This window comes from Streptococcus mitis, assembly GCF_047464945.1.
In the GTDB taxonomy this organism is placed as follows: Bacteria; Bacillota; Bacilli; order Lactobacillales; family Streptococcaceae; genus Streptococcus; species Streptococcus mitis_EA.
On record NZ_JASHAX010000012.1, the window covers coordinates 1 to 25015 of the forward strand.

The following is a 25015-nucleotide window of genomic DNA, read 5'->3' on the forward strand; positions in this document are numbered from 1 at the left end:
GTCGGGCTCATAACCCGAAGGTCGTAGGTTCAAATCCTGCTCCCGCAATAAGGCTCGGTAGCTCAGTTGGTAGAGCAATGGATTGAAGCTCCATGTGTCGGCGGTTCGATTCCGTCTCGCGCCATTTATATATTTTGGAAGGGTAGCGAAGAGGCTAAACGCGGCGGACTGTAAATCCGCTCCTTCGGGTTCGGGGGTTCGAATCCCTCCCCTTCCATTTTACGGGCATAGTTTAAAGGTAGAACTAAGGTCTCCAAAACCTTCAGTGTGGGTTCAATTCCTACTGCCCGTGTTAATAGAATTATGGCGGGTGTGGTGAAGTGGTTAACACACCAGATTGTGGCTCTGGCATGCGTGGGTTCGATCCCCATCACTCGCCTATTTTATATTATTGGGGTATAGCCAAGCGGTAAGGCAAGGGACTTTGACTCCCTCATGCGTTGGTTCGAATCCAGCTACCCCAGTTACTATTTGCCGGCGTGGCGGAATTGGCAGACGCGCTGGACTCAAAATCCAGTGTCCGCAAGGACGTGCCGGTTCGACCCCGGCCGCCGGTATAGTATAGAGCTAGGAACGTTGTTATTCTTCGTTCCTTTTTTGTGTTATTTTTGGTATAATAATAGTTATTCAAATTTTATTTAGATTATGAAAGTGTAGGGAAGTATGTCTCGTTCTATCGATTTATTAAAACATCGGTATTTGAAAAATATTAAAGAAAATCCTGGATTGTTTGCCGGGATTGAACTGGAATATCCTGTTGCAAATTTAGAAGGGGATGCTACAAATGTTGAAGTTATAAAAGATTTATTTCATTATTTACTTTCCGCTCTGGGTTTCACTGTAGAAAAGGTAGATGATTTTGGCAATCCTATCCAGTTAGTGGATCGGATAAGTCAGGATGCTATTTTATTTGAAGTTTCCTATACAACGATTGAGTTTGCATTTGGTAAGGCCGAAACAATTCAGGAGGTCGAAAATCGTTTTAATAATTATATGGATGTAATTCAGAGAAAATTAGGCGAATCAAATCATGCTATTGTTGGCTGTGGAATTCATCCTAACTGGGATAAAAATGAGAATTGTCCAGTGGCATATCCACGCTATCAGATGTTGATGGATTATTTGAATTTGAGTAGAAATGTTACTAAATCAGATTTACATCATTTCCCTGAATATGGGGCTTTTATCTGTGGGAGTCAGGTTCAGCTGGATATTTCAAAATCCAACTACTTACGGGTGATTAATGCTTTTACTCAAATTGAAGCGGCTAAGGCTTACTTATTTGCAAACTCTGAGTTTACAGGTGCGGATTGGGATACAAAAATCTCAAGAGATATTTTCTGGGAAGAATCTATGCATGGTATCTATCCAGAGAATGTTGGTGTCAATGCTAGCCTCTTTAAAGATGAGGATGATTTTTTTGACTATCTAGATCATTCTGCAATTTTTACTGCGGAACGTGATGGACAAACCTATTATTTTTATCCGATTCAGGCTAGGGACTATTTGGCTATGCCTGAAATCCAAGCATTTGATCTTAATGGGGAAGAGGTTCTTATTTACCCTCAAGAGAAAGACTTTGAAACTCATCGTAGTTACCAGTACCAAGACTTAACGACTCGAGGAACAGTTGAGTTTCGTAGTGTGTGTACTCAGCCTCTAGATAAAACCTTCGCTTCTGCTGCCTTTCACTTGGGATTATTAGTTAATTTAGATAAGTTAGAAGCTTACTTAGAAACAGAACCTTTCTTTAAAGAATTTGGTCGTGATTACAAGTTTTTAAGACGACAATTTTCTAAGAAAAAGCTTACAGATGAGGAGAAAACTTCGATTATAGATTTTTCAAAAGACTTACTTCTGTTAGCTGAGGAAGGACTGAAGATGAGAAATAAGCAAGAAATGAGCTATTTAGAGCCTTTGAAAGAAGAATTGGGACTATAATTTCTCTTATAAAGGGAGAATTTTCTGAAAAATCATGATATAATGGAAGAGACTATAGATAAAGGATAGAGAGTAATGACATTAGTTTATCAATCAACGCGTGATGCCAACAATACAGTAACTGCCAGTCAAGCAATTTTGCAAGGTTTGGCGACGGATGGTGGTTTGTTTACACCAGTTACTTATCCAAAGGTAGATTTGGACTTTGACAAATTGAAAGATGCTTCTTATCAGGAAGTTGCTAAGTTAGTTTTGTCAGCATTTTTAGATGACTTTACAGCTGAAGAGTTGGACTACTGTATCAACAATGCCTACGATAGTAAATTTGATACTCCATCTATTGCGCCTTTGGTGAAATTAGACGGGCAATACAACCTGGAACTCTTCCATGGTTCTACGATTGCCTTTAAGGATATGGCCTTGTCTATCTTGCCATACTTTATGACAACAGCTGCTAAGAAGCATGGTTTGGAGAACAAGATTGTCATCTTAACAGCGACATCTGGTGATACTGGGAAAGCTGCTATGGCAGGGTTTGCGGATGTTCCTGGCACTGAGATTATCGTCTTTTATCCGAAGGATGGTGTCAGCAAGGTACAAGAGTTGCAAATGACCACTCAGACTGGCGACAATACTCATGTTATCGCCATTGATGGTAACTTTGACGATGCTCAGACTAATGTGAAACATATGTTCAACGATGTGGCTCTTCGTGAGAAGTTGGCAGCCAACAAGTTGCAATTTTCATCAGCTAACTCTATGAACATTGGTCGTTTGGTACCACAAATTGTTTATTATGTTTATGCCTACGCTCAGTTGGTCAAGACTGGTGAGATTGTGGCTGGTGATAAGGTCAACTTTACCGTACCAACAGGAAACTTTGGAAATATCTTGGCTGCCTTTTATGCTAAGCAAATTGGTCTGCCAGTTGGCAAATTAATCTGTGCTTCAAATGACAACAATGTTTTGACAGACTTCTTCAAGACACGTGTTTACGACAAGAAGCGTGAGTTTAAGGTAACAACTAGTCCATCTATGGATATTTTGGTATCTTCAAACTTGGAGCGTTTGATTTTCCATCTTTTGGGTAATGATGCTGAAAAGACAGCTGAACTCATGAATACCTTGAATAGCCAAGGTCAATATGAATTGACAGACTTTGATTCAGAGATTCTTGCACTCTTTGAAGCTGAATATGCGACTGAGGAAGAAACAGCGGCAGAAATCAAGCGTGTTTATGAGTCAGATTCTTATATCGAGGATCCACATACGGCGGTTGCCTCGGCAGTTTATAAGAAATATCAAGCGGCTACTGGCGATGTGACTAAGACAGTGATTGCTTCAACAGCGAGTCCATACAAGTTCCCAGTGGTTGCAGTAGAAGCTGTAACTGGAAAATCAGGACTTGGCGACTTTGAGGCCTTGGCTCAATTACATGAAATCTCAGGCGTTGCAGTACCACCAGCAGTTGATGGGCTTGAAACAGCTCCTGTTCGTCACAAGACAACAGTGGCAGCTGTTGACATGCAAGCAGCGGTTGAGGCTTATCTAGGACTTTAAGACAGAGGGAGTAAACTCGGTTGGGAAACCAACTGAGTTTCTTTTCATCAGGAGGACGGATTGTTTAAGAAAAATAAAGACATTCTTAATATTGCCTTGCCAGCTATGGGCGAAAACTTTTTGCAGATGCTCATGGGAATGGTGGACAGTTACTTGGTAGCCCACTTGGGCTTGATAGCCATTTCGGGTGTATCAGTAGCTGGCAATATTATCACGATTTACCAGGCGATTTTCATCGCTTTGGGAGCTGCTATTTCCAGTGTTATTTCAAAAAGTTTGGGGCAGAAGGATCAATCTATGCTAGCCTATCATGTGACTGAGGCCTTGAAGATTACCTTACTATTAAGTTTCCTTTTAGGAGCTTTGTCCGTCTTCGCTGGGCAAGAGATGATAGGACTATTGGGAACGGAGAGGGCTGTAGCTGAGAGTGGAGGACTGTATCTATCTTTGGTAGGCGGTTCGATTGTTCTTTTGGGATTAATGACTAGTTTGGGAGCCTTGATTCGTGCAACTCATAATCCACGTTTGCCCCTCTATGTGAGTCTTTTATCAAATGCCTTGAATATTCTTTTTTCAAGTCTAGCTATTTTTGTTCTGGATATGGGGATAGCTGGTGTTGCTTGGGGGACAATTCTGTCTCGCTTGGTAGGTCTTGTGATTTTATGGTCGCAATTAAAGTTGCCTTTTGAGAAACCGACTTTTGGTTTAGATAAGGAACTATTGACCTTAGCTTTGCCAGCAGCAGGAGAGCGGCTTATGATGCGGGCTGGTGATGTCGTTATCATTGCCTTGATCGTTTCTTTTGGAACGGAGGCAGTTGCTGGGAATGCAGTCGGAGAAGTCTTGACCCAGTTTAACTACATGCCTGCCTTTGGCGTCGCTACGGCAACGGTCATGCTGGTAGCTCGAGCAGTTGGAGAGGATAATTGGGAAAGAGTAGCTAGTTTGAGCCAGCAAACTTTTTTGCTTTCTCTGCTTCTCATGTTGCCCTTGACGCTTAGTGTCTATGCCTTGGGCATACCACTGACTCATCTCTATACGAATGATTCTCTAGCGGTGGAGGCTAGTGTTCTAGTGACACTTTTTTCACTACTTGGTACTCCTATGACGATAGGAACAGTTATCTATACAGCAGTCTGGCAGGGTTTGGGCAATGCCCGGCTTCCCTTTTATGCGACAAGTATAGGAATGTGGTGTATCCGCATTGGAACAGGATATCTGATGGGGATTGTGCTTGGTTGGGGCTTGCCCGGCATTTGGGCCGGAACCCTTTTGGATAATGGTTTTCGTTGGTTATTTCTACGTTACCGTTACCAGCGTTATATGAGCTTGAAAGGATAGAAAATGCAAAAAATAGCTTTTATTTGGGATTTAGACGGGACTTTATTGGACTCTTACGAAGCGATTTTATCAGGGATTGAGGAGACTTTTGCTCAGTTTTCTATTCCTTATGATAAGGAGAAGGTGAGAGAGTTTATCCTCAAGTATTCTGTTCAGGATTTGCTTGTGCAGGTGGCGGAAGAGAGAAAACTGGATGTGGAAGTGCTAAATCAGGTGCGTGCCCAGAGTCTGGCTGAGAAGAATGCTCAGGTAGTCTTAATGCCAGGTGCGCGTGAGGTGTTGGGTTGGGCAGATCAAGTAGGGATTCGGAATTTTGTTTACACTCATAAGGGAGACAATGCTTTTACCATTCTAAGAGACTTGGGGTTGGAATCTTATTTTACAGAGATTTTAACCAGTCAGAGTGGCTTTGCGCGCAAGCCTAATCCGGAAGTGGCTACCTATCTGTTAGACAAGTATCAGTTGGATCCTGAGAAAACCTATTATATAGGGGATCGGACTCTGGATGTGGAATTTGCCCAGAATAGTGGGATTCAAAGTATCAACTTTTTAGAGTCGACTTATGAAGGAAATCACAGGATTCAAGCGTTAGCAGATATTTCCTGTTTTTTTAAGGCTGAGCTATAAAAAGATTGTGTCAGTCTTGTGACAGAGACCTAACAAACTATTTCAAGTAACCGAGTTTGTTACAAGGAATAGACAGTTCTGTTAAATAGGCCCGAGAGGGCTTTTTTTCTGCTTTTTTTGTGTTATGATAGACAGGTACTCATTTGAAAGGAATTTGAAAGAATGAAGAAAAGAATATTATTAGCCTCAACAGTAGCCTTGTCATTTGCCCCAGTATTGGCAACTCAAGCAGAAGAAGTTCTTTGGACTGCACGTAGTGTTGAGCAAATTCAAAATGATTTGACTAAAACGGACAACAAAACAAGTTATACCGTTCAGTATGGTGATACCTTGAGCACCATTGCAGAAGCCTTGGGTGTAGATGTCACAGTTCTTGCGAATTTGAATAAAATCACTAATATGGATCTGATTTTCCCAGAAACTGTTTTGACAACGACTGTCAATGAAGCTGAAGAAGTAACAGAAGTTGAAATCCAAACACCTCAAGCGGCTTCTAGTGAGGAAGTGACAACTGCGACAGCAGATTTGACAACCAATCAAGTGACCGTTGATGCTCAAACTGTTCAGGTTGCAGATCTTTCTCAACCGATTGCAGAAGATCCAAAAGCGGTAGAAACTACAAGAACAAAAGAAGTGGCATCAAGTTCAGAAGTTGCAGAGACAGTTACTACTGCAGAAGAAGTCGCGCCATCTACAGGAACTTCTGTCCCAGAGGAGCAAACAGCCGAAACAAGTAGTGCAGTTGCAGAAGCAGCTCCTCAGGAAACGACTCCAGTTGATAAAGATGAAACTCAAGCAAGTCCACAAGCTGTTTCAACAGTGGAAGCAACTACAACACCAGCAGAAGAAACAGCAATAGAAACAACTGTAACAAGTTCAGAAGAAGCAAAAGAAGCCTCATCAAATGAAGCTACAACAGCAGTTTCTACTTATCAACCAGAAGAGACGAAAACAGCTTCAGCAACTTACGCGGCTCCAGCTGCGCCCGATTATGCTGGACTTGCGGTAGCGAAATCTGAAAATGCAGGTCTTCAACCACAAACAGCTGCCTTTAAAGAAGAGATTGCCAACTTGTTTGGTATCACATCCTTTAGTGGTTACCGTCCAGGAGATAGTGGAGATCACGGAAAAGGTTTGGCTATCGATTTTATGGTACCAGAAAGCTCAGAACTAGGGGATAAGATTGCGGAATACGCTATTCAAAACATGGCCAGCCGTGGAATTAGTTACATTATTTGGAAACAACGTTTCTATGCCCCATTCGATAGCAAATATGGGCCAGCTAATACTTGGAACCCAATGCCAGACCGTGGTAGCGTGACAGAAAACCACTATGACCACGTTCACGTTTCAATGAATGGATAAACCAAACTTTGTAATATCATTTTGACGAATGAGATCTAGCTTTCGTGATAGAAAGCGAGTCTCGTTCGTTTTTTTCTTTGTCATACTCTTCGAAAATCTCTTCAAACCATGTCAGTTTTATCTGCAACCTCAAAGCTGTGCTTTGAGCAACCTACGGATAGCTTCCTAGTTTGCTCTTTGATTTTCATTGAGTATCAATATGAATGGAAAATGGAAGTTACCATTTTGTAATGATTCAAGCAACATTCTTGCAATTTATTTTACTTTCTATCATAATTGATTAGTCAACTATTGATAAGTCAATAGAAAGAAGGAAGAAATGTTAGAGATTCAAGATCTGCTTTATCAACTCCGCTTGTCTGAGCAAGCGAGTACGCAATTGTTTGAAAAAAGACTTGGGATTAGTTTGACACGGTATCAGATTTTATTATTTTTGCTGAAGCATTCCCCTTGTAATCAAATAGCGGTTCAGGAGCGTTTGAAGATTGATCAGGCTGCCTTGACACGACATTTCAAGATTTTAGAAAAAGAGGGTTTGGTGGAGCGTCATCGTAATCCTGAAAATCAGCGGGAAGTGTTGGTGGAGTCTACGAAGTATGCCAAGGAGCAGTTAGTGGTGAATCCACCTCTGCAGCATATCAAGGTTAAAGAAGCGATGGAAAGTATCTTAACAGAATCTGAAAGAACAGAACTCAGCCGTTTATTAAACAAATTGGTTTTGGGTATTGAAAATATAGAAATTTAAGGAGAAATAGATGTCAATTATTACAATTATTTTAACAACGATCGTTGCTTTGGAGCATTTTTACATTTTTTATTTGGAAAGTATTGCAACGCAATCAGATGCGACTAGTCGTATCTTTAACATGGACAAGGAAGAACTGGCTCGTCCGTCAGTAAGTTCATTGTTTAAAAATCAAGGGATTTATAATGCTTTGCTAGGAGTCTTTCTCTTGTATGGAATTTATTTCTCACAGAATTTAGAAATTGTGACTATTTTTGTTTTATTTGTGATTGGGGCTGCGGCTTATGGCTCTCTCACAGCAGATAAAAAAATTATTTTAAAGCAAGGCGGACCAGCCATTTTGGCCTTGATTAGCATTTTACTTTTTAAATAAACTCAAAAGGTCAATCCTAGTCTCGCTAGTCCTTTTCACTCCAGAATAAGGGAAATATGTTATACTTGTTTTTAAGAAAAAAGTCTCATTGAATTGGTTTTGAGGAGTTAGAAATGAAAGTATTAGTGACAGGTTTTGATCCCTTTGGAGGGGAAAAGGTCAATCCAGCTTTGGAGGCCATTAAAGGTTTACCAGCTGAAATCCATGGTGCTGAGATCCGTTGGCTAGAAGTGCCAACAGTCTTTCACAAATCGGCTCAAGTATTGGAAGAAGAGATGGACCGTTATCAACCTGACTTTGTCCTTTGTATCGGCCAAGCAGGTGGAAGGTCTAGCTTGACACCTGAGCGAGTAGCTATTAATCAAGATGATGCACGGATTCCTGATAATGAGGGTAATCAACCGATTGACCTTCCCATTCGAGCAGATGGTGCTTCGGCCTACTTTAGTAGTTTGCCGATTAAAGCGATGGTCCAAGCTATAAAAAAAGAGGGCTTGCCGGCCTCTGTTTCCAATACGGCAGGGACTTTTGTCTGCAATCATTTGATGTATCAGGCCCTCTATTTGGCAGAAAAGAAATTTCCCCATGTTAGGGCAGGGTTTATGCATATTCCTTATATGATGGAACAGGTGGTGAATAGACCGACTACCCCAGCTATGAGTTTAGTGGATATTAGGCGAGGGATAGAAGTGGCAATCGGTGCTATTATAGAACATGGAGATCAGGACCTCAAGTTGGTAGGCGGAGAAACTCATTGATAGAAAAAAGCTTGAGGGAAAACCTTCAAGCTTTTGGACGTTTTCGAGCCAATACTGCTCGGTAAAAAATCATTTTATTGATTTGAATGTAGGGGAGGAGTGAGAAACTAGCAATTCCAAAGGTAATCCAATTGAGGAAGTACCAAGGAAGGAGTTGTAGGTCTAGAGTAAAGCGCTGAAACTTATAGCCTTTCATCAGGAAACGGCTGGTCTTAAGGATTTGTCCTGGTTTGGCTTGTCCTAAGTCTAGGGTGTCACAGAGGAGAAATTCTACCTGCGAATAGGCATAGTATTGTGGAATATAGAGACTATTTCCGACAATCATCAAGAGGATACTTGCTAGAAAGTAAAGACCAAAGGTCATGAGGAAATGCTCGGTTTCAATTGACGTGAGATCCAGATTGGGAAATTCAGGATGGATTGCAACGAATTTCTTAGCTAAAAAGCTACTGTAAAAAAGGAAGTAAATTCCAAGCAAACTAGGAATGCTCCATAAGAAGAGATAGAAACGTTTGAGAAGTAGAGTCAAAAAGGTTTGTGAAAAGTGCTCTTCGTTAAAGAGAGTAAGACTATTTTTGACGGATAGTTCTGTATCTGGATTCTTGATGAGTTTTAGGGTTGTATAGACTGAACTGGTTAGAAGAATAGCTCCGATAAAGGAGACTAATAGTGGAAAAAGATAGGCTTGGAATACATGACCAAGCACGCTTAAAAAGGATTGCTCTAAAATAGACTCGTTGATACGCTCTAAGGGATTGAGGAAGCCAGACAAGATGACCAGTATACTAGGTAAGAGATAGACGAGAAAGAGGCGGGGATTTTCATCCTGAAATTGTCTAGCCTGTAGACGAATGGTTTTTAAATCAATTTTTGGGTATTTCATTCTCTCATTATACCATAGTTCGTGACAGTTCCTACTTTTTTTGATAAAATCATACAGTATGCCCTTGGGCACAAAGTATGAACTGGGACTGTCTTTCCCAGCTTCGGAGGTAAAAAATGTCAGATTCACCAATCAAATACCGTTTGATTAAGAAAGAAAAACATACAGGAGCTCGTCTGGGAGAAATCATCACTCCCCACGGCACCTTCCCAACGCCTATGTTTATGCCAGTTGGAACTCAAGCCACTGTCAAAACTCAGTCACCTGAAGAATTGAAGAAGATGGGCTCGGGAATTATCCTATCAAACACCTATCACTTGTGGCTTCGTCCTGGAGATGAACTCATTGCACGCGCTGGTGGTCTCCACAAGTTCATGAATTGGGACCAGCCTATTTTGACAGATAGTGGTGGTTTTCAGGTTTATTCCTTAGCAGATAGCCGTAATATCACAGAAGAAGGAGTAACCTTTAAAAACCATCTCAATGGTTCTAAGATGTTCCTATCGCCAGAAAAAGCCATCTCTATTCAGAATAATTTGGGTTCAGACATCATGATGTCCTTTGACGAATGTCCTCAGTTTTATCAACCATACGACTACGTTAAGAAATCAATCGAGCGTACCAGTCGTTGGGCTGAGCGTGGTTTGAAGGCTCATCGTCGTCCGCATGACCAAGGGCTATTTGGGATTGTGCAAGGGGCAGGATTTGAAGACCTTCGTCGCCAATCAGCTCATGATCTTGTCAGCATGGACTTTCCAGGTTACTCTATCGGTGGTTTGGCAGTGGGAGAAACCCATGAAGAGATGAATGCTGTCTTGGACTTCACAACTCAACTGCTTCCTGAAAATAAACCTCGCTATTTGATGGGTGTGGGAGCGCCAGATAGCTTGATTGATGGAGTGATTCGTGGGGTGGATATGTTTGACTGTGTCTTGCCGACTCGAATCGCTCGTAATGGGACTTGTATGACCAGTCAAGGTCGTTTGGTTGTCAAAAATGCCCAGTTTGCTGAGGACTTTACACCACTGGATCCTGAGTGTGATTGCTACACATGTAAGAACTACACACGCGCCTACCTTCGTCACCTGCTCAAGGCTGATGAAACCTTTGGTATCCGCTTGACTAGCTATCACAATCTTTACTTCTTGCTTAATCTGATGAAGCAAGTGCGACAAGCCATTATGGATGACAATCTCTTGGAATTCCGTGAGTATTTTGTGGAAAAATATGGCTATAATAAGTCAGGCCGTAATTTCTAAAACGGAATAGATATAAGCTAAAAATCCTAAGTTTTCTCTTGGGATTTTTCTTCTTTTTTTGATAGAATAAAGTGTATAATGAAAGGAAGAATAAACTCGTATGCGCATTAAATGGTTTTCCTTGATTAGGATTACAGGTTTACTTTTGGTACTCTTGTATCACTTCTTTCAGACCATCTTTCCTGGAGGTTTTTTCGGGGTAGATGTCTTTTTCACATTTTCAGGCTTTCTGATTACAGCTCTACTCATCGAAGAATTTTCTAAAAATCATGAAATTGATTTGGTTGGATTTTTTAGGAGACGCTTTTATCGTATTGTGCCACCTGTGGTTTTGATGGTCTTGGTGACCATGCCCTTTACCTTCCTAGTTCGCCAAGATTATGTGGCTGGAATTGGGGGTCAGATTGCGGGTGTTTTAGGCTTTATGACCAACTTCTATGAACTTCTAACAGGTGGGAGTTATGAATCTCAGTTCATTCCACATTTGTTTGTTCATAATTGGAGCTTGGCTGTTGAGGCTCACTACTATATCCTCTGGGGCTTGGCAGTTTGGTTCTTATCCAAACAGGCTAAATCAAATGGTCAGTTGAAGGGAATGGTCTTTCTCTTGTCTGCTACTGCCTTCTTGATCAGCTTCTTCTCTATGTTTATTGGTAGTTTTCTAGTAACCTCTTATTCCTCTGTTTACTTCTCCAGTTTAACTCATGTCTATCCATTCTTTTTGGGAAGTGTGTTAGCAACTATCGTAGGCGTTCGTCAGACGACTTCCCTCGTCAAGCAGTTGGATAGAATCTGGGATTTACGAAAGACCCTGTTGGTTTTTGGAGGAGGTTTTGGCTTCTTACTCATTTTGACCTTCTTTGTCAAATTTACCTATCTCTTTGCCTATCTTATTGGCTTCTTACTTGCCAGCCTTGCAGCCCTTGCTATGATTCTGGCGGCGCGTGTCTTACATGAAAAGACACCTCATGTGCAGGAACCAAAGATTATCAGTTTTTTAGCAGATACTAGCTATGCGGTTTATCTTTTCCATTGGCCTTTCTATATTATTTTCTCACAGTTGACATCAAATCTTCTTGCTGTGTTACTGACTTTGATTTTTTCTTATGGATTTGCCAGTCTTTCATTTTATGTATTGGAGCCGTGGATTGCAGGAAAGAGCACACCTATTTTACAAACTCTTCGTCCCCTGCCTTATATTCACACAATCCTTGCAACAAGTACAGGAATCTTGGCCTTCATTGTCTTCTTAGTAACTCTGTTGGCACCACAAGTGGGAGCTTTTGAGACAGACTTAACTGTCAATGGTTTGAAGCAAGCTGCAACAAATATTAGCCAGACCAAGGTGATGGCAGAACGAGCAGAAGCTGATAGTTTAGGAATTGCTGATGGCACTATGTTAATTGGTGACTCAGTGGCTTTAAGGGCAAATACAGCCCTGCAGACAGCCCTTCCAGGGGCACAGATTAATGCACAAGTCAGCAGAACAACCAAGACCGCCAACGAAATCATGCTCAACAATAGCCAGAATAAATTTCTACCAAAGATGGTGGTTATTGCAACTGGGGTTAATAATCCTGAAAATTACAAGGAAGACTGGGATAGTATCGTGAAAAATCTTCCTAAGGGGCACCATATGATTTTGGTGACTCCTTATGAGGGGGATAAGACAAAAGAGACCTATGCAATCGTTGAGAAGGCGGCTGCCTATATGAGAGAATTGGCAGAGAAGACTCCTTATATCACAATAGCAGATTGGAATCAAGTTGCTAAGGAACATCCAGAGATCTGGACAGGAACAGACCAAGTCCATTTCGGAAGTGACACTAGCAAAATTGAAGCAGGAGCAAAATTGTATGCAGATACCATTGCTACAGCCTTGCAAACAGCTCAAGACAAACCAGTCAAATCTAAATAACGTGTATTAAAAAGAGAAGAGTTGGAGAAATCCAGCTCTTTTAAAATATCTCCAGAAAATAGGTCTATACCATTTACAAATGAATCAGAAAAGTTTATAATGTAATTGACATAATAAATATCAAAAGTAATCTTTTAAGGAGGTCATTATTATGCCTAATTACGTTAAAGCGGATCAGTTTTTCTATCCATTTGGCATTCGTCGCGGTGGGTACTTAGAACTTGTTGATGGCAAATTTGGGAAACATGTGGATCAAATTCCTGAAGGAGCAGAGGTTCTTGACTATACTGGTTATAGCATTGCACCAGGTCTTGTGGATACTCATATTCATGGATATGCAGGTGTAGATGTGATGGACAACAACATTGAAGGTACATTGCATACTATGAGTGAAGGACTTCTTAGTACCGGTGTTACCAGTTTCTTGCCCACAACTTTAACAGCCACTTATGAGCAATTGCTTGCAGTCACTGAAAATCTTGGAAACCATTATAAAGAAGCAACAGGTGCTAAGATTCGTGGGATTTATTATGAAGGTCCATATTTCACAGAAACTTTTAAGGGGGCACAAAATCCAACTTATATGAGAGACCCGGGTGTTGAGGAGTTTCATTCTTGGCAGGATGCTGCAAAAGGGATGCTAAATAAAATCGCTATTGCACCAGAACGTGATGGGGTGGAAGATTTTGTACGTACTATTACAGGTGAAGGTGTGACAGTTGCACTTGGACACTCAGATGCGACATTTGAACAAGCTAAGAAGGCAGTTGATGCTGGAGCTAGTGTATGGGTACATGCCTATAATGGGATGCGTGGGTTAACACACCGCGAACTAGGTATGGTAGGAGCTATGTATGAGCTCCCACATACTTACGCAGAATTGATTTGTGATGGTTATCACGTAGATCCAAAAGCTTGTGAGATTTTACTTAAGCAAAAGGGGACAGAAAACATCGCTCTTATTACGGACTGTATGACAGCTGGTGGGCTTGAAGACGGTGACTATATGTTGGGAGAATTCCCTGTTGTAGTAGCAAATGGAACTGCACGTCTCAAATCTACTGGTAATTTGGCAGGTTCTATCCTCAAACTTAAAGATGGTATGAGAAATGTAGTCGAGTGGGGTATTGCGAATCCGCATGAAGCAGTCATGATGGCCAGCCTTAACCCAGCAAAATCTGTTCACATTGATGATGTCTGTGGCCAAATCCGTGAAGGTTATGATGCAGATTTTATTGTTTTAGACAAAGATTTGGAATTGGTAGCTACGTATCTAGATGGTGTGAAACGTTATCAAGCATAAGAGAGAAAGCAGAAGTTAGAGATTAGCTTCTGCTTTTTTATCTATATTGCTTTACCGGTAAATAAAAAAGTTAAAAAAATCACAAAAAAACTTGAAGAAACAAATGAAAAGGCTTACAATTATACTATAAATAGTACAAATAAAAAAACGGAGGAATGCTTTATGAAAGCCTATACTTATGTTAAACCAGGACTTGCTTCTTTTGTTGACGTAGACAAACCAGTTATTCGCAAGCCAACTGACGCTATTGTGCGTATCGTAAAAACCACTATTTGTGGAACAGACCTCCATATTATCAAAGGGGATGTTCCCGCTTGCCAAAGTGGTACCATTCTTGGCCACGAAGGGATTGGGATTGTTGAAGAAGTTGGAGAAGGAGTTTCTAATTTCAAAAAAGGCGACAAGGTCTTGATTTCTTGTGTCTGTGCCTGTGGTAAATGCTACTACTGTAAAAAAGGAATTTATGCCCACTGTGAAGACGAAGGGGGCTGGATTTTCGGTCACCTGATTGATGGTATGCAGGCTGAATATCTACGTGTCCCTCATGCAGATAACACTCTTTACCATACTCCAGAAGACTTGTCAGACGAAGCCTTGGTTATGCTATCAGACATTTTACCTACTGGATATGAAATTGGTGTCTTGAAAGGGAAAGTAGAACCTGGTTGTAGTGTAGCCATTATTGGTTCAGGACCTGTTGGATTGGCTGCTCTCTTGACAGCTCAATTCTATTCACCAGCTAAATTGATTATGGTGGACTTAGACGATAACCGCTTGGAAACTGCTATATCATTTGGTGCGACTCACAAGGTTAATTCTTCAGACCCTGAAAAAGCCATTAAAGAAATTTATGCTTTGACAGATGGTCGTGGTGTGGATGTTGCTATCGAAGCTGTTGGTATTCCTGCAACATTTGATTTCTGTCAAAAGATTATCGGTATAGACGGAACAGTTGCCAACTGTGGTGTGCATGGTAAACCAGTTGAATTTGATTTGGACAAGCTTTGGATTCGCAACATCAATGTAACAACTGGTTTGGTATCTACAAATACAACTCCACAATTGTTAAAAGCACTTGAAAGTCATAAGATTGAACCAGAAAAATTGGTAACTCACTATTTCAAACTAAGTGAAATTGAAAAAGCCTATGAAGTCTTCAGTCAGGCAGCAGACCACCATGCAATTAAGGTCATCATCGAAAACGATATTTCCGAAGCCTAGGTAGTGACAAGATTTTGGAATACAAGCAAATAGAAATTCAGTCATCATAAGATGGCTGGATTTTTTATCAAAAAATTAAGAAATGAGCATATTTCTTTCCTTGTTTGTCTGAATTGGTTATAATATACGGTACAAAGGAATGAATGAATATGTATCGTGTTATAGAAATGTACGGAGATTTTGAACCTTGGTGGTTCTTAGAAGGTTGGGAAGAAGATATTGTAGCAAGTAAGAAATTTGACCAGTATTATGATGCTCTCAAATACTATAAAACTTGCTGGTTTAGATTGGAACAAGAATCCCCTCTTTATAAAAGTAGAAGTGACTTGATGACCATTTTTTGGGACCCGGAAGACCAACGCTGGTGTGATGAATGTGATGAATATTTACAACAATACCATTCTTTGGCTCTTTTACAGGATGAGCAGGTTATTCCAGATGAAAAACTACGCCCAGGCTATGAAAAACAAACAGGTAAGGAAAGACACCGTTCTTGCCGTATGAAATTAAAATAGAGAAAAAGTAACTTTTTTGGAGTTGCTTTTTTTATTTTTCCAAATCTTTGCGAATAGTATAGTTGAGGAGGTAAGTATGGTTCAAGAAATTGCACAAGAAATCATTCGTTCGGCTCGGAAAAAAGGGGCGCAGGATATTTATTTTGTCCCTAAGCTAGACGCCTATGAGCTTCATATGAGGGTAGGAGACGAGCGCTGTAAAATCGGTTGTTATGATTTTGAAAAATTTGCGGCCGTCATCAGTCACTTTAAGTTTGTGGCGGGTATGAATGTGGGAGAAAAGCGACGTAGTCAGCTTGGTTCCTGTGATTATGAATATGACCAGAAGATGGCGTCCCTACGTTTGTCTACTGTAGGCGATTATCGAGGGCATGAGAGTTTAGTTATTCGCCTGTTGCATGATGAGGAGCAGGATTTGCATTTTTGGTTTCAGGATATTGAAGAACTGGGCAAGCAGTACAGGCAACGTGGTCTCTATCTCTTTGCTGGTCCAGTCGGAAGTGGCAAGACGACCTTGATGCACGAATTAGCCAAGTCTCTCTTTAAAGGACAGCAAGTCATGTCCATCGAAGATCCTGTCGAAATCAAGCAGGACGACATGCTCCAGTTACAGTTGAATGAGGCAATCGGACTAACCTATGAAAATCTGATAAAACTTTCCTTACGTCATCGGCCAGATCTCTTGATTATCGGAGAAATTCGGGACAGCGAGACGGCGCGTGCAGTGGTCAGAGCCAGTTTGACAGGTGCGACAGTCTTTTCAACCATTCACGCCAAGAGTATTCGAGGTGTTTATGAGCGCCTACTGGAGTTGGGTGTGAGTGAGGAGGAATTGGCAGTCGTTCTGCAAGGAGTTTGCTATCAGAGATTAATCGGGGGAGGAGGAATCGTTGACTTTGCAAACAAAGGCTATCAAGAACACCAGCCAACTAGCTGGAATGAACAGATTGACCAGCTTTTTAAAGATGGACATATCACAAGTCTTCAGGCTGAAACGGAAAAAATTAGCTACAGCTAAGCAAAAAAATATCATCACCTTGTTTAACAATCTCTTTTCCAGCGGTTTTCATCTGGTAGAGACCATCTCCTTTTTAGATAGGAGTGCTTTGTTGGATAAGCAGTGCGTGACCCAGATGCGCACGGGCTTGTCTCAGGGGAAATCATTCTCAGAAATGATGGCTAGTTTGGGATTTTCAAGTGCCATTGTCACTCAGTTATCCCTAGCGGAAGTCCATGGAAATCTCCATCTGAGTTTGGGAAAGATAGAAGAGTATCTAGACAATCTAGCCAAGGTCAAGAAAAAACTAATTGAAGTAGCGACCTATCCCTTGATTTTGCTGGGATTTCTTCTCTTAATTATGCTGGGACTACGTAACTACCTACTACCTCAACTGGATAGTAGCAATATTGCCACTCAAATTATCGGTAATTTGCCACAAATCTTTCTGGGCATGGTAGGGTTTGTTTCCATACTTGCCCTTTTAGCACTAACTTTTTATAAAAGAAGTTCTAAGATGCGCGTCTTTTCTATCTTAGCACGCCTTCCCTTTTTTGGAATTTTTGTGCAGACCTATTTGACAGCCTATTATGCGCGTGAATGGGGGAATATGATTTCGCAGGGAATGGAGCTGACGCAGATTTTTCAAATCATGCAGGAACAAGGTTCCCAGCTCTTTAAAGAAATCGGTCAAGATCTGTCTCAAGCCCTACAAAATGGCCGCGAATTTTCTCAAGCCATAGCAATCTATCCTTTCTTTAAAAAGGAGTTGAGTCTCATTATCGAGTATGGGGAAGTCAAGTCCAAGCTGGGGAGTGAGTTGGAAATCTATGCTGAAAAAACTTGGGAGGCCTTTTTTACCCGAGTCAACCGCACCATGAATCTGGTGCAGCCACTGGTCTTTATCTTTGTGGCTCTGATTATCGTTTTACTTTATGCGGCAATGCTCATGCCCATGTATCAAAATATGGAGGTAAATTTTTAAAATGAAAAAAATGATGACATTCTTGAAAAAAGCTAAGGTTAAAGCTTTCACGCTTGTGGAAATGTTGGTGGTCTTGCTCATCATCAGCGTGCTTCTCTTGCTCTTTGTACCTAATTTGACCAAGCAAAAAGAGGCGGTCAATGACAAAGGAAAAGCTGCTGTTGTTAAGGTGGTGGAAAGCCAGGCAGAGCTTTATAGCTTAGATAAAAATGAAGATGCTAGCCTAAGTAAGTTACAAGCAGATGGGCGAATCACAGAAGAACAGGCTAAAGCTTATAAAGAATACCATGCTAAACAAAATACCAGTCAAACCGTTGCAGATTAAGGCCTTTACCATGCTGGAAAGTCTCTTGGTTTTGGGTCTTGTGAGTATCCTTGCCTTGGGCTTATCTGGCTCTGTCCAGTCCACTTTTGCGGCGGTAGAGGAGCAGATTTTCTTTATGGAGTTTGAAGAACTCTATCGGGAAACTCAAAAACGCAGTGTAGCCAGTCAGCAAAAGACTAGTCTGAACTTAGATGGGCAGACGATTAGCAATGGCAGTCAAAAGTTGACAGTTCCTAAAGGAATTCAGACACCATCAGGCCAAAGTATTACATTTGACCGAGCTGGGGGCAATTCGTCCCTGGCTAAGGTTGAATTTCAGACCAGTAAAGGAGCGATTCGCTATCAATTATATCTAGGAAATGGAAAAATTAAACGCATTAAGGAAACAAAAAATTAGGGCAGTGATTTTACTGGAAGCAGTGGTTGCTTTAGCTATCTTTGCCAGCATTGCAACCCTCCTTTTGGGACAAATTCAAAAAAATAGGCAAGAAGAAGCAAAAATCTTGCAAAAGGAAGAAGTTTTGAGGGTAGCTAAGATGGCCTTGCAGACAGATCAAAATCAGGTCAATATCAACGGAGTTGAGATTCAGGTGTTTTCTAGTGAAAAAGGATTGGAGGTCTACCATGGTTCAGAACAGTTGTTGGCAATCAAAGAGCCATAAGGTCAAGGCTTTTACCTTGTTGGAATCCCTGATTGCTCTCATTGTCATCAGTGGAAGCTTACTCCTCTTTCAAGCTATGAGTCAGCTCCTCATTTCAGAAGTTCGCTACCAGCAACAAAGCGAGCAAAAGGAGTGGCTCTTGTTTGTGGATCAGCTGGAGGCAGAATTAGACCGTTCGCAGTTCGAAAAAGTAGAAGGGAATCGCATTTATATGAAGCAGGATGGCAAGGATATCTCTATTGGTAAGTCAAAATCAGATGATTTTCGAAAAACCGATGCCAGTGGACGGGGTTATCAGCCTATGGTTTATGGTCTCAAATCAGCTCAGATTGCAGAGGATAATCAGTTGATTCGTTTTCATTTCCAGTTTCAGAAAGGCTTAGAAAGGGAGTTCATCTATCGTGTGGAAAAAGAAAAAAGTTAAGGCGGGAGTTCTCCTCTATGCAGTCACCTTGGCAGCCATCTTTAGTCTTTTGTTGCAATTTTACTTGAACCGACAAGTCTCCCACTATCAAGACTATGCTTTGAATAAAGAAAAGTTAATCGCTTTTGCCATGGCCAAGCGAACCAAGGATAAAGCTGAACAAGAAAGTGGGGAACAGGTCTTTAATCTAGGTCAGGTAAGCTATCAAAACAAGAAAAAAAGCTTAATGACGACGGTTCATACGCCTAAGAGTCAGTATGAGTTCCTATTTCCTTCAGTCAAAATCAAAGAAGAGAAAACGGATAAAAAGGAAGAGGTAGCGACTTATCCAATCGAAAAAGCGGAGAAGAAAAAATCAGAAAAGAAGTCTGAAAAGAAAGAGAATTCGTAGCCAATCGAGATACTTTGTGCTAAACTAAAAGCATGAGACATGATTTTAACCACAAAGCAGAAACTTTCGATTCCCCTAAAAATATCTTTCTAGCAAACTTGGTTTATCAAGCTATCGAAAAACAGGTGGATTTGCTCTCTGACAAAGAAATTCTGGATTTCGGTGGAGGGACGGGTCTATTAGCCTTGCCCCTAGCCAAGCAGGCTAAGTCAGTCACTCTTGTAGACATTTCTGAGAAAATGCTGGAGCAAGCTCGTTTAAAAGCGGAGCAGCAAGACATCGAGAATATCCAGTTTTTGGAGCAAGATTTATTGGAAAATCCCTTGGAGCAAGAGTTTGATATCATTGTTGTTAGTCGGGTTCTTCATCATATGCCTGATTTGGATGCAGCTCTCTCACTGTTTCATCAGCATTTGAAGGAAGATGGGCGACTCCTTATTGCCGATTTTACCAAGACAGAAGCTAACCATCATGGATTTGAATTGGTTGAACTGGAAAACAATCTAGCCCAGTTTGGTTTTTCATCTGTGCATAGTCAGATCCTCTATAGTGCCGAAGACTTGTTTCAAGGAAATTACTCAGAACTCTTTTTTACAGTAGCCCAAGAATCACTCGCCTAGTCAGGGAGTGATTTTTTTGTACGACGGGTATGTCGTATATCTGAGGTGTAAGTCCTCGGTGGGCCCTCGCTATCGGTGAACCAAATAGCGATTCCAAAGTCTGATTATCATGAGCTAGTAGAGGGGGGAAGGGATAGCGAAATAGTGGCTCTACGAAAAGAAAGAGCATAGCGAGTTGTATACAGTTTTGAAGTTTTTTTACCTGTTTTACTGGTTTTATACTGAAAATATACACTCTCTCTGATATATATATATATATATATACTAAATAAAGCGATTTGCTGATTTTATTACTATTTTTGGAGTGGTTTGATTTGCGGAAATATCAATGTTAGATATACTTATACATAGAATTAAATAATAAAACTTTTTTATCATGAGCTTATATTGAGTTGACTTAATATATTCAAAGGAGTAGAATATAATTGAAGAAAAGTATCTTTTTGGCAGAAGGAGTTAAATATGTTTTTTAGAAGACAAAAAGGTGAATATAGAGAGACGGATCGTGTGACCCGTTTCAAGTTGATCAAGTCGGGTAAGCATTGGTTGCGCGCCTCGACCTCTCAATTTGGTCTCTTTAAAGTCTTGCGTGGTGGTGTAGATGCTGCTCAGGTAACAACTGAAGTAATCGAAGAGCAATCAGCAAATACACTGACTGGGTTGGATATCCTGAAAGGGATAGCCGCGGCAGGGACGGTACTTGGAGGAGCAGTTGCAACACAAACAACTGTTTATGCCAACGACGCTCTTGAAAAGACAGTAGAGTCAAATCAAACACTTGCGAATACAGACACAGTAACTTTGGGAACAGTAAAAGATCAGGAGGGGGCTCAAGCCGACAGCCTATCAGTTTCTGTCAGCCAAAGCCAATCCTTGTCTGAGGAAGCTTCCAAGAATGCAAGTAAGCATCTTTCAGAAAGTGAAAGCCAATCAGTAAGTACTTCAACAAGTGCTTCTGTATCGGCAAGTACATCTGCTTCTGAAAGTGCAAGTACAAGTGCATCAGAGTCAGCCTCAACAAGTGCTTCTCAATCACAAACCGGAGCAACTTCTGAACTTGCAAAACCAGCAACATCAGAGACGGTTTCAAACAAAGAGACATCTGTTCGTAAGGAAGATGCAGCTAATACAACAGCTGATGCGGCTCTTTCAAAAGTTATCACTGAAAGCCTCGCATCTCTACAAGCAGTTGAAACTCGTTTGAGCCAAATCACATCAACGACTTCAAGTTTGGTGGATACAACGACAACAGCTGCTGTAGCGACTACAGTATCTGCTGAGAGCAACAAGAAAGCTCAAGAAGACCGCAAACGTCTATCTAAAATCTCAGCGACTATGGGTGAATACCTCGCTAAGTCTGTCGGTCTGCCAAATACAGAAGCAGCAGTTGCTAAGGTCAATGCTGCTGTAACAGCTATCGAAGAAGCTCTTAAAAATCCAAATGCTGACTTGACAGCAGTTATCAAGCAAGCTACATCTGCGCAAAACTCAATCGTTAACGCTGTTCTCCGTGCTAATAACGGTAAACGTAGTGTGCTAAATGGTAGACAGATGGAGCGAGGAGTTAGCTTTAGGGAGGTAGCGCCTGAGAATAGCAATCCAACATTTTTAACAGCCTCTGTTGGATATGTTGTTCCAAAATCTGAGGCAACTGACCATAATTCCAAAGCTAACATATATAAAGAGGGGACATATCTTTATGCTACCGAGGGAAGAACAGGGAATGGAAAAGCGCCTGGAGCCGCTAATACTGCCACTCGTGTTCTTGTCCAAAACATTGGTGACCAAGTATTAATGACTGCCACTCGTACTGGTAGGACAACTCAATGGGAAGTTACATTTAATAACGGAGGAGGATATCACGATAATCCTTATTTCTACTTTACTGTGCCAAAAGGGCATAACATTACTCATATGGAGGTTTGGCAAAAGGATAGTGCAGGAAGTGAATGGAATCGATTAGGCAGTAGTGATGATAATAGTTCGTTCTTACATAATTCTAAGAGTGATTTCCTTTTAGCAGCAATCGGGAATGCCTGGAATAATCAAGGCGGTTCTTATTATGAAAATGTAGCTGGTGTAGGGCCGGATGGGGTTGGACGTGGTTCACTCACAAGTCTGAGAGATTTCGCCTTTAATAATCCAAGTGCATATTATCAGACGGATAAAATTTCAGATACAATAAAAAAAGCTGGAGATTTTGCTTTTAATACTATTGAAAATGCCACAGCGAATATTTATGCGCTACACCCTAAGGGAAGTGCTCGTCCAGAAGGATATAAAATCAAATATACTACTACTAGCCCAGAGAATACTGATGATTTTTATATGGCTGGTTTCCGTTCCTTAGAAAATTCACGTCATAGAAACTATCTTCAAATGAATGGGTCTAATGAACGTTATGAATTGGAGTTAAAAAGAGGTACCCCTTCTACTTTTTTGAAATATGGTGGATTAAATGAATTAACTTCAGGTAATGTGAATAAGATTGCGGATGTATATGATAGATTGACGGGACAAAAAACATCAGCGCCAGCTGAAGATGTGTCTTATGCGATTAGGGGAAGAAATGATAGTAGTACTTATATTCAATTTGGTGCTAATACTCGTCTAGTTAGTTTCTCCAAAGGTACTAATGAACTAATTATTAAGACCGCTAATTCGGGTTCCTTTACTCTTCCGTTTAAAATTGTGACTCAAGCTGATGTTTATGAGCCTGTAATCAATAAGACAGTGGGAGCTAACGCTATTTCCAAAGGTGAATCGGTCAATCCTGCAGCGGTTATTCAAAAAATAGATGATAAGTCAAGTACTATACCAGGTTTCCGATTGCCTAGTGATAGAGGCAGTTATAATGATCAGGTAACAAATCAGAGACACAACAACGGGCCTGATTGGCATTGGCCTAATGTTCTTCCGAATACTGGTCAAGTTTCATCAGATGTTCAAAATAAGGTTCGAAATTTAAACATTAAAAGTGTTAAATGGGTTGGCGGTAGTAACGAAATTGGTTCAGGAATAGGGGAAAAGATGGCTGTAAAAGCTACTGTTAACGGTAAAGAAGTTTACTTACCTGTTCCTGAAGATATGGATATATCAAGATTGGGTTCACCTTTGTCTGAACAAGATAAGCGAGCAATTCTTGCTCATAATGGTTTACAAGGGAATGCTACGATTACTAGTACTAAAGTAGGATTGACTAAGCAACTTGAGACCACTTATAAAGATGATGAGGGTGGCGATTCTGTCGATGTTTCAGAAGTTTTCTTTGAAAATGTTACTAAGGCTACTGCAACAAAACCTCAAGTTAATCCTAAAAATGATGGTAGTGTAGTTGTTAGTCCAGCGACCGATAATGATAAGGTAAATATATCCTATACACCGACAACTGCTAAAACTCCTACCCAAATTACGATTAAGAAATCTGGAACTACATGGGAAAATAGCGATCCTCTTCCAGCTGGGGTGACTTTAGATAAATCGACTGGTCATGTAACTATTTCCGAAGAGGCAGTCAAAGATAACACTCCAGTTAATGCAACGTCTTATAACTTTAACTCAGATGGAGCGACAAGCACTGCTACTGCGAAGGCACCGTATAAAGCCAAAACAGATCGTTTTTATGCCGTTGAAGGAGAAAATCCTAGTAAACTTAACCCTCGTGACTTTGTTGTAGATGGTGATGGTAGAGCCCTACCTTCAAATACCAATGTTACTTGGAAACCTGGAACTTTAGATTTATCTACTCCTGGTCAGAAAAAAGCAACCTTGCTCGTTACTAAAGGAAGTGAGACTAAGGAAGTTGAGTACAACTATACTGTTTATCCAAAGATTGAAGCTCAAAGTGCCAATGGGGTTACTGGAAAGTTCTTTGCATTTAAAGGAACGCAAGGATCAGACCTTAGTAAAGCCGAAGGAGGAGGCTGGGCTAACAACTATGGTAGAGATACGTTTGTATATACCAATAGTAAATCGCTTCCTTCAGGGACTAAGTGGTCCTATAAGTATCAATTAAATGGGACAGGTCCAGAGAAAACAACTGATATTACTAAAAATGGAACACCGACTTTTGGTGATGTGTGGTATACAACCAAGGAGAATTCAAGTTGGCCGGATCCTGTAAGTCACAAGACGACCTATACTGTGACAGCTGTCTATCCAACAGATCGCTTTGGAGCTGAGTCGGATCCTACTCGTGCTTTGAAGAGCGAGACAACATTTGAGTATACGGTAGTTGATCCGGTAGCTAAGAAAGTTTATGAGACAACAGTAGGGAAAACAGATTCTTTGGAGGGTATTATTAATAACCCGGGCAACGCGATAAAAGACTCTGCTTCAGTACCGATGCCTAGTGGTCCAGAGCCAGCTACTACAACAACTTACGCTTGGGAAACAACTCCAAGTGTTGCTAATCCAGGTATCTACACCCATAAAGTCAATGTTACTTTACCAAAAGGAGCGCAAACTAAAGACAATACAACTGCAAAAGTTCCTGTAACCATCAAAGTTAGACCAAACCCACCACAAATCTCAACTCAACTATCCAATACAGGAGGACTTCCGAGTCGTGATATTACTGTAACGGACGCTTTACCAGGCGCTACAGTTACTTTGACAATCGGTGGTAAACAACTTCCAGCTAAAACAGCAGATCAAACTGGAAGAGTGACGTTTTCTGCAAATGAATTAGCAGACAGTAACGGCTTGCTTCCAACAGGAAATGTAACAGTTAAACAAAGCAAGGCATTTGATAATCCAGTAACAGGTCAAAAGGAAACGTTGACATCTGATGAAAGAACAGT

Annotated in this window: 23 protein-coding genes and 6 tRNA genes; 28 read left to right on the forward strand and 1 reads right to left on the reverse strand. The window is 40.9% G+C overall.

The genetic code is table 11. The features are described from left to right. The first annotated feature begins 51 nt into the window (after positions 1-51). The 14 genes from QM424_RS09390 (at position 52) to pcp (ending at position 8710) form a co-directional block, all read left to right on the forward strand. Positions 52-124 (forward strand) — tRNA-Phe (locus QM424_RS09390). Between the two features lie 12 nt (positions 125-136). Beyond that, a tRNA-Tyr gene (locus QM424_RS09395) sits at positions 137-217 on the forward strand. A 4-nt stretch (positions 218-221) separates the two neighbouring features. Beyond that, a tRNA-Trp gene (locus tag QM424_RS09400) sits at positions 222-292 on the forward strand. Between the two features lie 14 nt (positions 293-306). Beyond that, positions 307-379 (forward strand) — tRNA-His (locus QM424_RS09405). A gap of 13 nt (positions 380-392) precedes the next feature. Further along, a tRNA-Gln gene (locus QM424_RS09410) sits at positions 393-464 on the forward strand. 9 nt (positions 465-473) lie between these two features. Next, positions 474-557, forward strand: a tRNA-Leu gene (locus QM424_RS09415). Between the two features lie 106 nt (positions 558-663). Then, on the forward strand, positions 664-1941 hold the full coding sequence (locus QM424_RS09420) for a glutamate-cysteine ligase family protein (RefSeq protein WP_414394423.1): 1278 nt from the start codon (positions 664-666) through the stop codon (positions 1939-1941). A 75-nt stretch (positions 1942-2016) separates the two neighbouring features. Further along, the gene (gene thrC, locus QM424_RS09425) at positions 2017-3501 is read left to right on the forward strand and encodes a threonine synthase (protein WP_414394426.1); all 1485 of its coding nucleotides are present in this window, start codon (positions 2017-2019) and stop codon (positions 3499-3501) included. A 60-nt stretch (positions 3502-3561) separates the two neighbouring features. Beyond that, positions 3562-4842, forward strand: a complete 1281-nt coding sequence (locus tag QM424_RS09430; protein ID WP_414394429.1) for an MATE family efflux transporter — start codon at positions 3562-3564, stop codon at positions 4840-4842. A gap of 3 nt (positions 4843-4845) precedes the next feature. Then, a complete protein-coding gene (locus QM424_RS09435; protein WP_414394432.1) occupies positions 4846-5469 on the forward strand; it encodes an HAD family hydrolase in 624 nt (207 codons plus the stop codon). A 162-nt stretch (positions 5470-5631) separates the two neighbouring features. Continuing rightward, on the forward strand, positions 5632-6834 hold the full coding sequence (locus tag QM424_RS09440; protein WP_414394434.1) for a LysM peptidoglycan-binding domain-containing protein: 1203 nt from the start codon (positions 5632-5634) through the stop codon (positions 6832-6834). 319 nt (positions 6835-7153) lie between these two features. Then, positions 7154-7579, forward strand: coding sequence for a MarR family winged helix-turn-helix transcriptional regulator (locus tag QM424_RS09445; RefSeq protein ID WP_261055116.1), 426 nt, complete (start codon positions 7154-7156; stop codon positions 7577-7579). Positions 7580-7589: 10 nt separating this feature from the next. Beyond that, entirely contained in the window at positions 7590-7952 is a 363-nt protein-coding gene (locus QM424_RS09450) for a DUF1304 domain-containing protein (RefSeq protein WP_414394438.1), read from the forward strand. Positions 7953-8065: 113 nt separating this feature from the next. Next, entirely contained in the window at positions 8066-8710 is a 645-nt protein-coding gene (gene pcp / locus QM424_RS09455) for a pyroglutamyl-peptidase I (protein WP_261055118.1), read from the forward strand. A gap of 25 nt (positions 8711-8735) precedes the next feature. Here the strand turns inward: pcp and QM424_RS09460 are convergent, their stop codons facing one another. Continuing rightward, positions 8736-9593 carry a DUF975 family protein gene (locus tag QM424_RS09460; RefSeq protein ID WP_414394441.1) on the reverse strand — a complete coding sequence of 286 codons (858 nt, stop codon included), beginning with the start codon at positions 9591-9593 and terminating at the stop codon, positions 8736-8738. 116 nt (positions 9594-9709) lie between these two features. Between QM424_RS09460 and tgt the strand changes: the two genes are divergently transcribed. The 14 genes from tgt to QM424_RS09530 all read left to right on the forward strand — a co-directional run. Beyond that, positions 9710-10852: a tRNA guanosine(34) transglycosylase Tgt gene (gene tgt / locus QM424_RS09465; RefSeq protein ID WP_261195494.1), complete on the forward strand. Its 1143-nt coding sequence runs from the start codon at positions 9710-9712 to the stop codon at positions 10850-10852. A gap of 100 nt (positions 10853-10952) precedes the next feature. Further along, positions 10953-12770, forward strand: a complete 1818-nt coding sequence (locus tag QM424_RS09470) for an acyltransferase family protein (protein ID WP_414394445.1) — start codon at positions 10953-10955, stop codon at positions 12768-12770. Between the two features lie 151 nt (positions 12771-12921). Then, positions 12922-14073, forward strand: coding sequence for an N-acetylglucosamine-6-phosphate deacetylase (gene nagA / locus QM424_RS09475; protein WP_001134549.1), 1152 nt, complete (start codon positions 12922-12924; stop codon positions 14071-14073). A gap of 162 nt (positions 14074-14235) precedes the next feature. Then, positions 14236-15294 carry a zinc-dependent alcohol dehydrogenase family protein gene (locus QM424_RS09480; protein ID WP_414394447.1) on the forward strand — a complete coding sequence of 353 codons (1059 nt, stop codon included), beginning with the start codon at positions 14236-14238 and terminating at the stop codon, positions 15292-15294. A 149-nt stretch (positions 15295-15443) separates the two neighbouring features. Then, complete coding sequence (locus tag QM424_RS09485) at positions 15444-15809, forward strand: DUF1033 family protein (RefSeq protein ID WP_000286405.1); 366 nt, start codon at positions 15444-15446, stop codon at positions 15807-15809. Positions 15810-15885: 76 nt separating this feature from the next. Continuing rightward, on the forward strand, positions 15886-16827 hold the full coding sequence (gene comGA / locus QM424_RS09490) for a competence type IV pilus ATPase ComGA (RefSeq protein WP_414394449.1): 942 nt from the start codon (positions 15886-15888) through the stop codon (positions 16825-16827). Next, complete coding sequence (comGB, locus tag QM424_RS09495; protein ID WP_414394465.1) at positions 16775-17791, forward strand: competence type IV pilus assembly protein ComGB; 1017 nt, start codon at positions 16775-16777, stop codon at positions 17789-17791. Before comGA ends, comGB begins: the two co-directional genes overlap by 53 nt. A 1-nt stretch (position 17792) precedes the next feature. Then, positions 17793-18116 carry a comG operon protein ComGC gene (comGC, locus tag QM424_RS09500; RefSeq protein WP_000738641.1) on the forward strand — a complete coding sequence of 108 codons (324 nt, stop codon included), beginning with the start codon at positions 17793-17795 and terminating at the stop codon, positions 18114-18116. Next, positions 18079-18513, forward strand: coding sequence for a competence type IV pilus minor pilin ComGD (gene comGD, locus QM424_RS09505; protein ID WP_414394452.1), 435 nt, complete (start codon positions 18079-18081; stop codon positions 18511-18513). Before comGC ends, comGD begins: the two co-directional genes overlap by 38 nt. After that, on the forward strand, positions 18476-18778 hold the full coding sequence (gene comGE / locus QM424_RS09510; protein ID WP_263595534.1) for a competence type IV pilus minor pilin ComGE: 303 nt from the start codon (positions 18476-18478) through the stop codon (positions 18776-18778). The genes comGD and comGE overlap by 38 nt, the downstream gene beginning before the upstream one ends. Then, complete coding sequence (gene comGF, locus QM424_RS09515) at positions 18741-19202, forward strand: competence type IV pilus minor pilin ComGF (RefSeq protein ID WP_414394454.1); 462 nt, start codon at positions 18741-18743, stop codon at positions 19200-19202. The genes comGE and comGF overlap by 38 nt, the downstream gene beginning before the upstream one ends. Then, the gene (gene comGG / locus QM424_RS09520) at positions 19180-19593 is read left to right on the forward strand and encodes a competence type IV pilus minor pilin ComGG (protein WP_414394457.1); all 414 of its coding nucleotides are present in this window, start codon (positions 19180-19182) and stop codon (positions 19591-19593) included. Before comGF ends, comGG begins: the two co-directional genes overlap by 23 nt. A gap of 32 nt (positions 19594-19625) precedes the next feature. After that, on the forward strand, positions 19626-20213 hold the full coding sequence (locus QM424_RS09525) for a class I SAM-dependent methyltransferase (protein WP_414394459.1): 588 nt from the start codon (positions 19626-19628) through the stop codon (positions 20211-20213). Positions 20214-20675: 462 nt separating this feature from the next. Next, on the forward strand, positions 20676-25015 hold a 4340-nt coding region (locus QM424_RS09530), incomplete at its 3' end, for an accessory Sec-dependent serine-rich glycoprotein adhesin (RefSeq protein ID WP_414394463.1).

Excerpts from the sequence above, each read along its gene's own strand:
- QM424_RS09420 (WP_414394423.1), top strand. The coding sequence starts at position 664 with ATGTCTCGTTCTATCGATTTATTAAAACATCGGTATTTGAAAAATATT.
- thrC (WP_414394426.1), top strand. The coding sequence starts at position 2,017 with ATGACATTAGTTTATCAATCAACGCGTGATGCCAACAATACAGTAACT.
- QM424_RS09435 (WP_414394432.1), top strand. The coding sequence starts at position 4,846 with ATGCAAAAAATAGCTTTTATTTGGGATTTAGACGGGACTTTATTGGAC.
- QM424_RS09440 (WP_414394434.1), top strand. The coding sequence starts at position 5,632 with ATGAAGAAAAGAATATTATTAGCCTCAACAGTAGCCTTGTCATTTGCC.
- QM424_RS09445 (WP_261055116.1), top strand. The coding sequence starts at position 7,154 with ATGTTAGAGATTCAAGATCTGCTTTATCAACTCCGCTTGTCTGAGCAA.
- QM424_RS09450 (WP_414394438.1), top strand. The coding sequence starts at position 7,590 with ATGTCAATTATTACAATTATTTTAACAACGATCGTTGCTTTGGAGCAT.
- pcp (WP_261055118.1), top strand. The coding sequence starts at position 8,066 with ATGAAAGTATTAGTGACAGGTTTTGATCCCTTTGGAGGGGAAAAGGTC.
- QM424_RS09460 (WP_414394441.1), bottom strand. The coding sequence starts at position 9,593 with ATGAAATACCCAAAAATTGATTTAAAAACCATTCGTCTACAGGCTAGA.
- tgt (WP_261195494.1), top strand. The coding sequence starts at position 9,710 with ATGTCAGATTCACCAATCAAATACCGTTTGATTAAGAAAGAAAAACAT.
- QM424_RS09470 (WP_414394445.1), top strand. The coding sequence starts at position 10,953 with ATGCGCATTAAATGGTTTTCCTTGATTAGGATTACAGGTTTACTTTTG.
- nagA (WP_001134549.1), top strand. The coding sequence starts at position 12,922 with ATGCCTAATTACGTTAAAGCGGATCAGTTTTTCTATCCATTTGGCATT.
- QM424_RS09480 (WP_414394447.1), top strand. The coding sequence starts at position 14,236 with ATGAAAGCCTATACTTATGTTAAACCAGGACTTGCTTCTTTTGTTGAC.
- QM424_RS09485 (WP_000286405.1), top strand. The coding sequence starts at position 15,444 with ATGTATCGTGTTATAGAAATGTACGGAGATTTTGAACCTTGGTGGTTC.
- comGA (WP_414394449.1), top strand. The coding sequence starts at position 15,886 with ATGGTTCAAGAAATTGCACAAGAAATCATTCGTTCGGCTCGGAAAAAA.
- comGB (WP_414394465.1), top strand. The coding sequence starts at position 16,775 with ATGGACATATCACAAGTCTTCAGGCTGAAACGGAAAAAATTAGCTACA.
- comGC (WP_000738641.1), top strand. The coding sequence starts at position 17,793 with ATGAAAAAAATGATGACATTCTTGAAAAAAGCTAAGGTTAAAGCTTTC.
- comGD (WP_414394452.1), top strand. The coding sequence starts at position 18,079 with ATGCTAAACAAAATACCAGTCAAACCGTTGCAGATTAAGGCCTTTACC.
- comGE (WP_263595534.1), top strand. The coding sequence starts at position 18,476 with ATGGAAAAATTAAACGCATTAAGGAAACAAAAAATTAGGGCAGTGATT.
- comGF (WP_414394454.1), top strand. The coding sequence starts at position 18,741 with ATGGTTCAGAACAGTTGTTGGCAATCAAAGAGCCATAAGGTCAAGGCT.
- QM424_RS09525 (WP_414394459.1), top strand. The coding sequence starts at position 19,626 with ATGAGACATGATTTTAACCACAAAGCAGAAACTTTCGATTCCCCTAAA.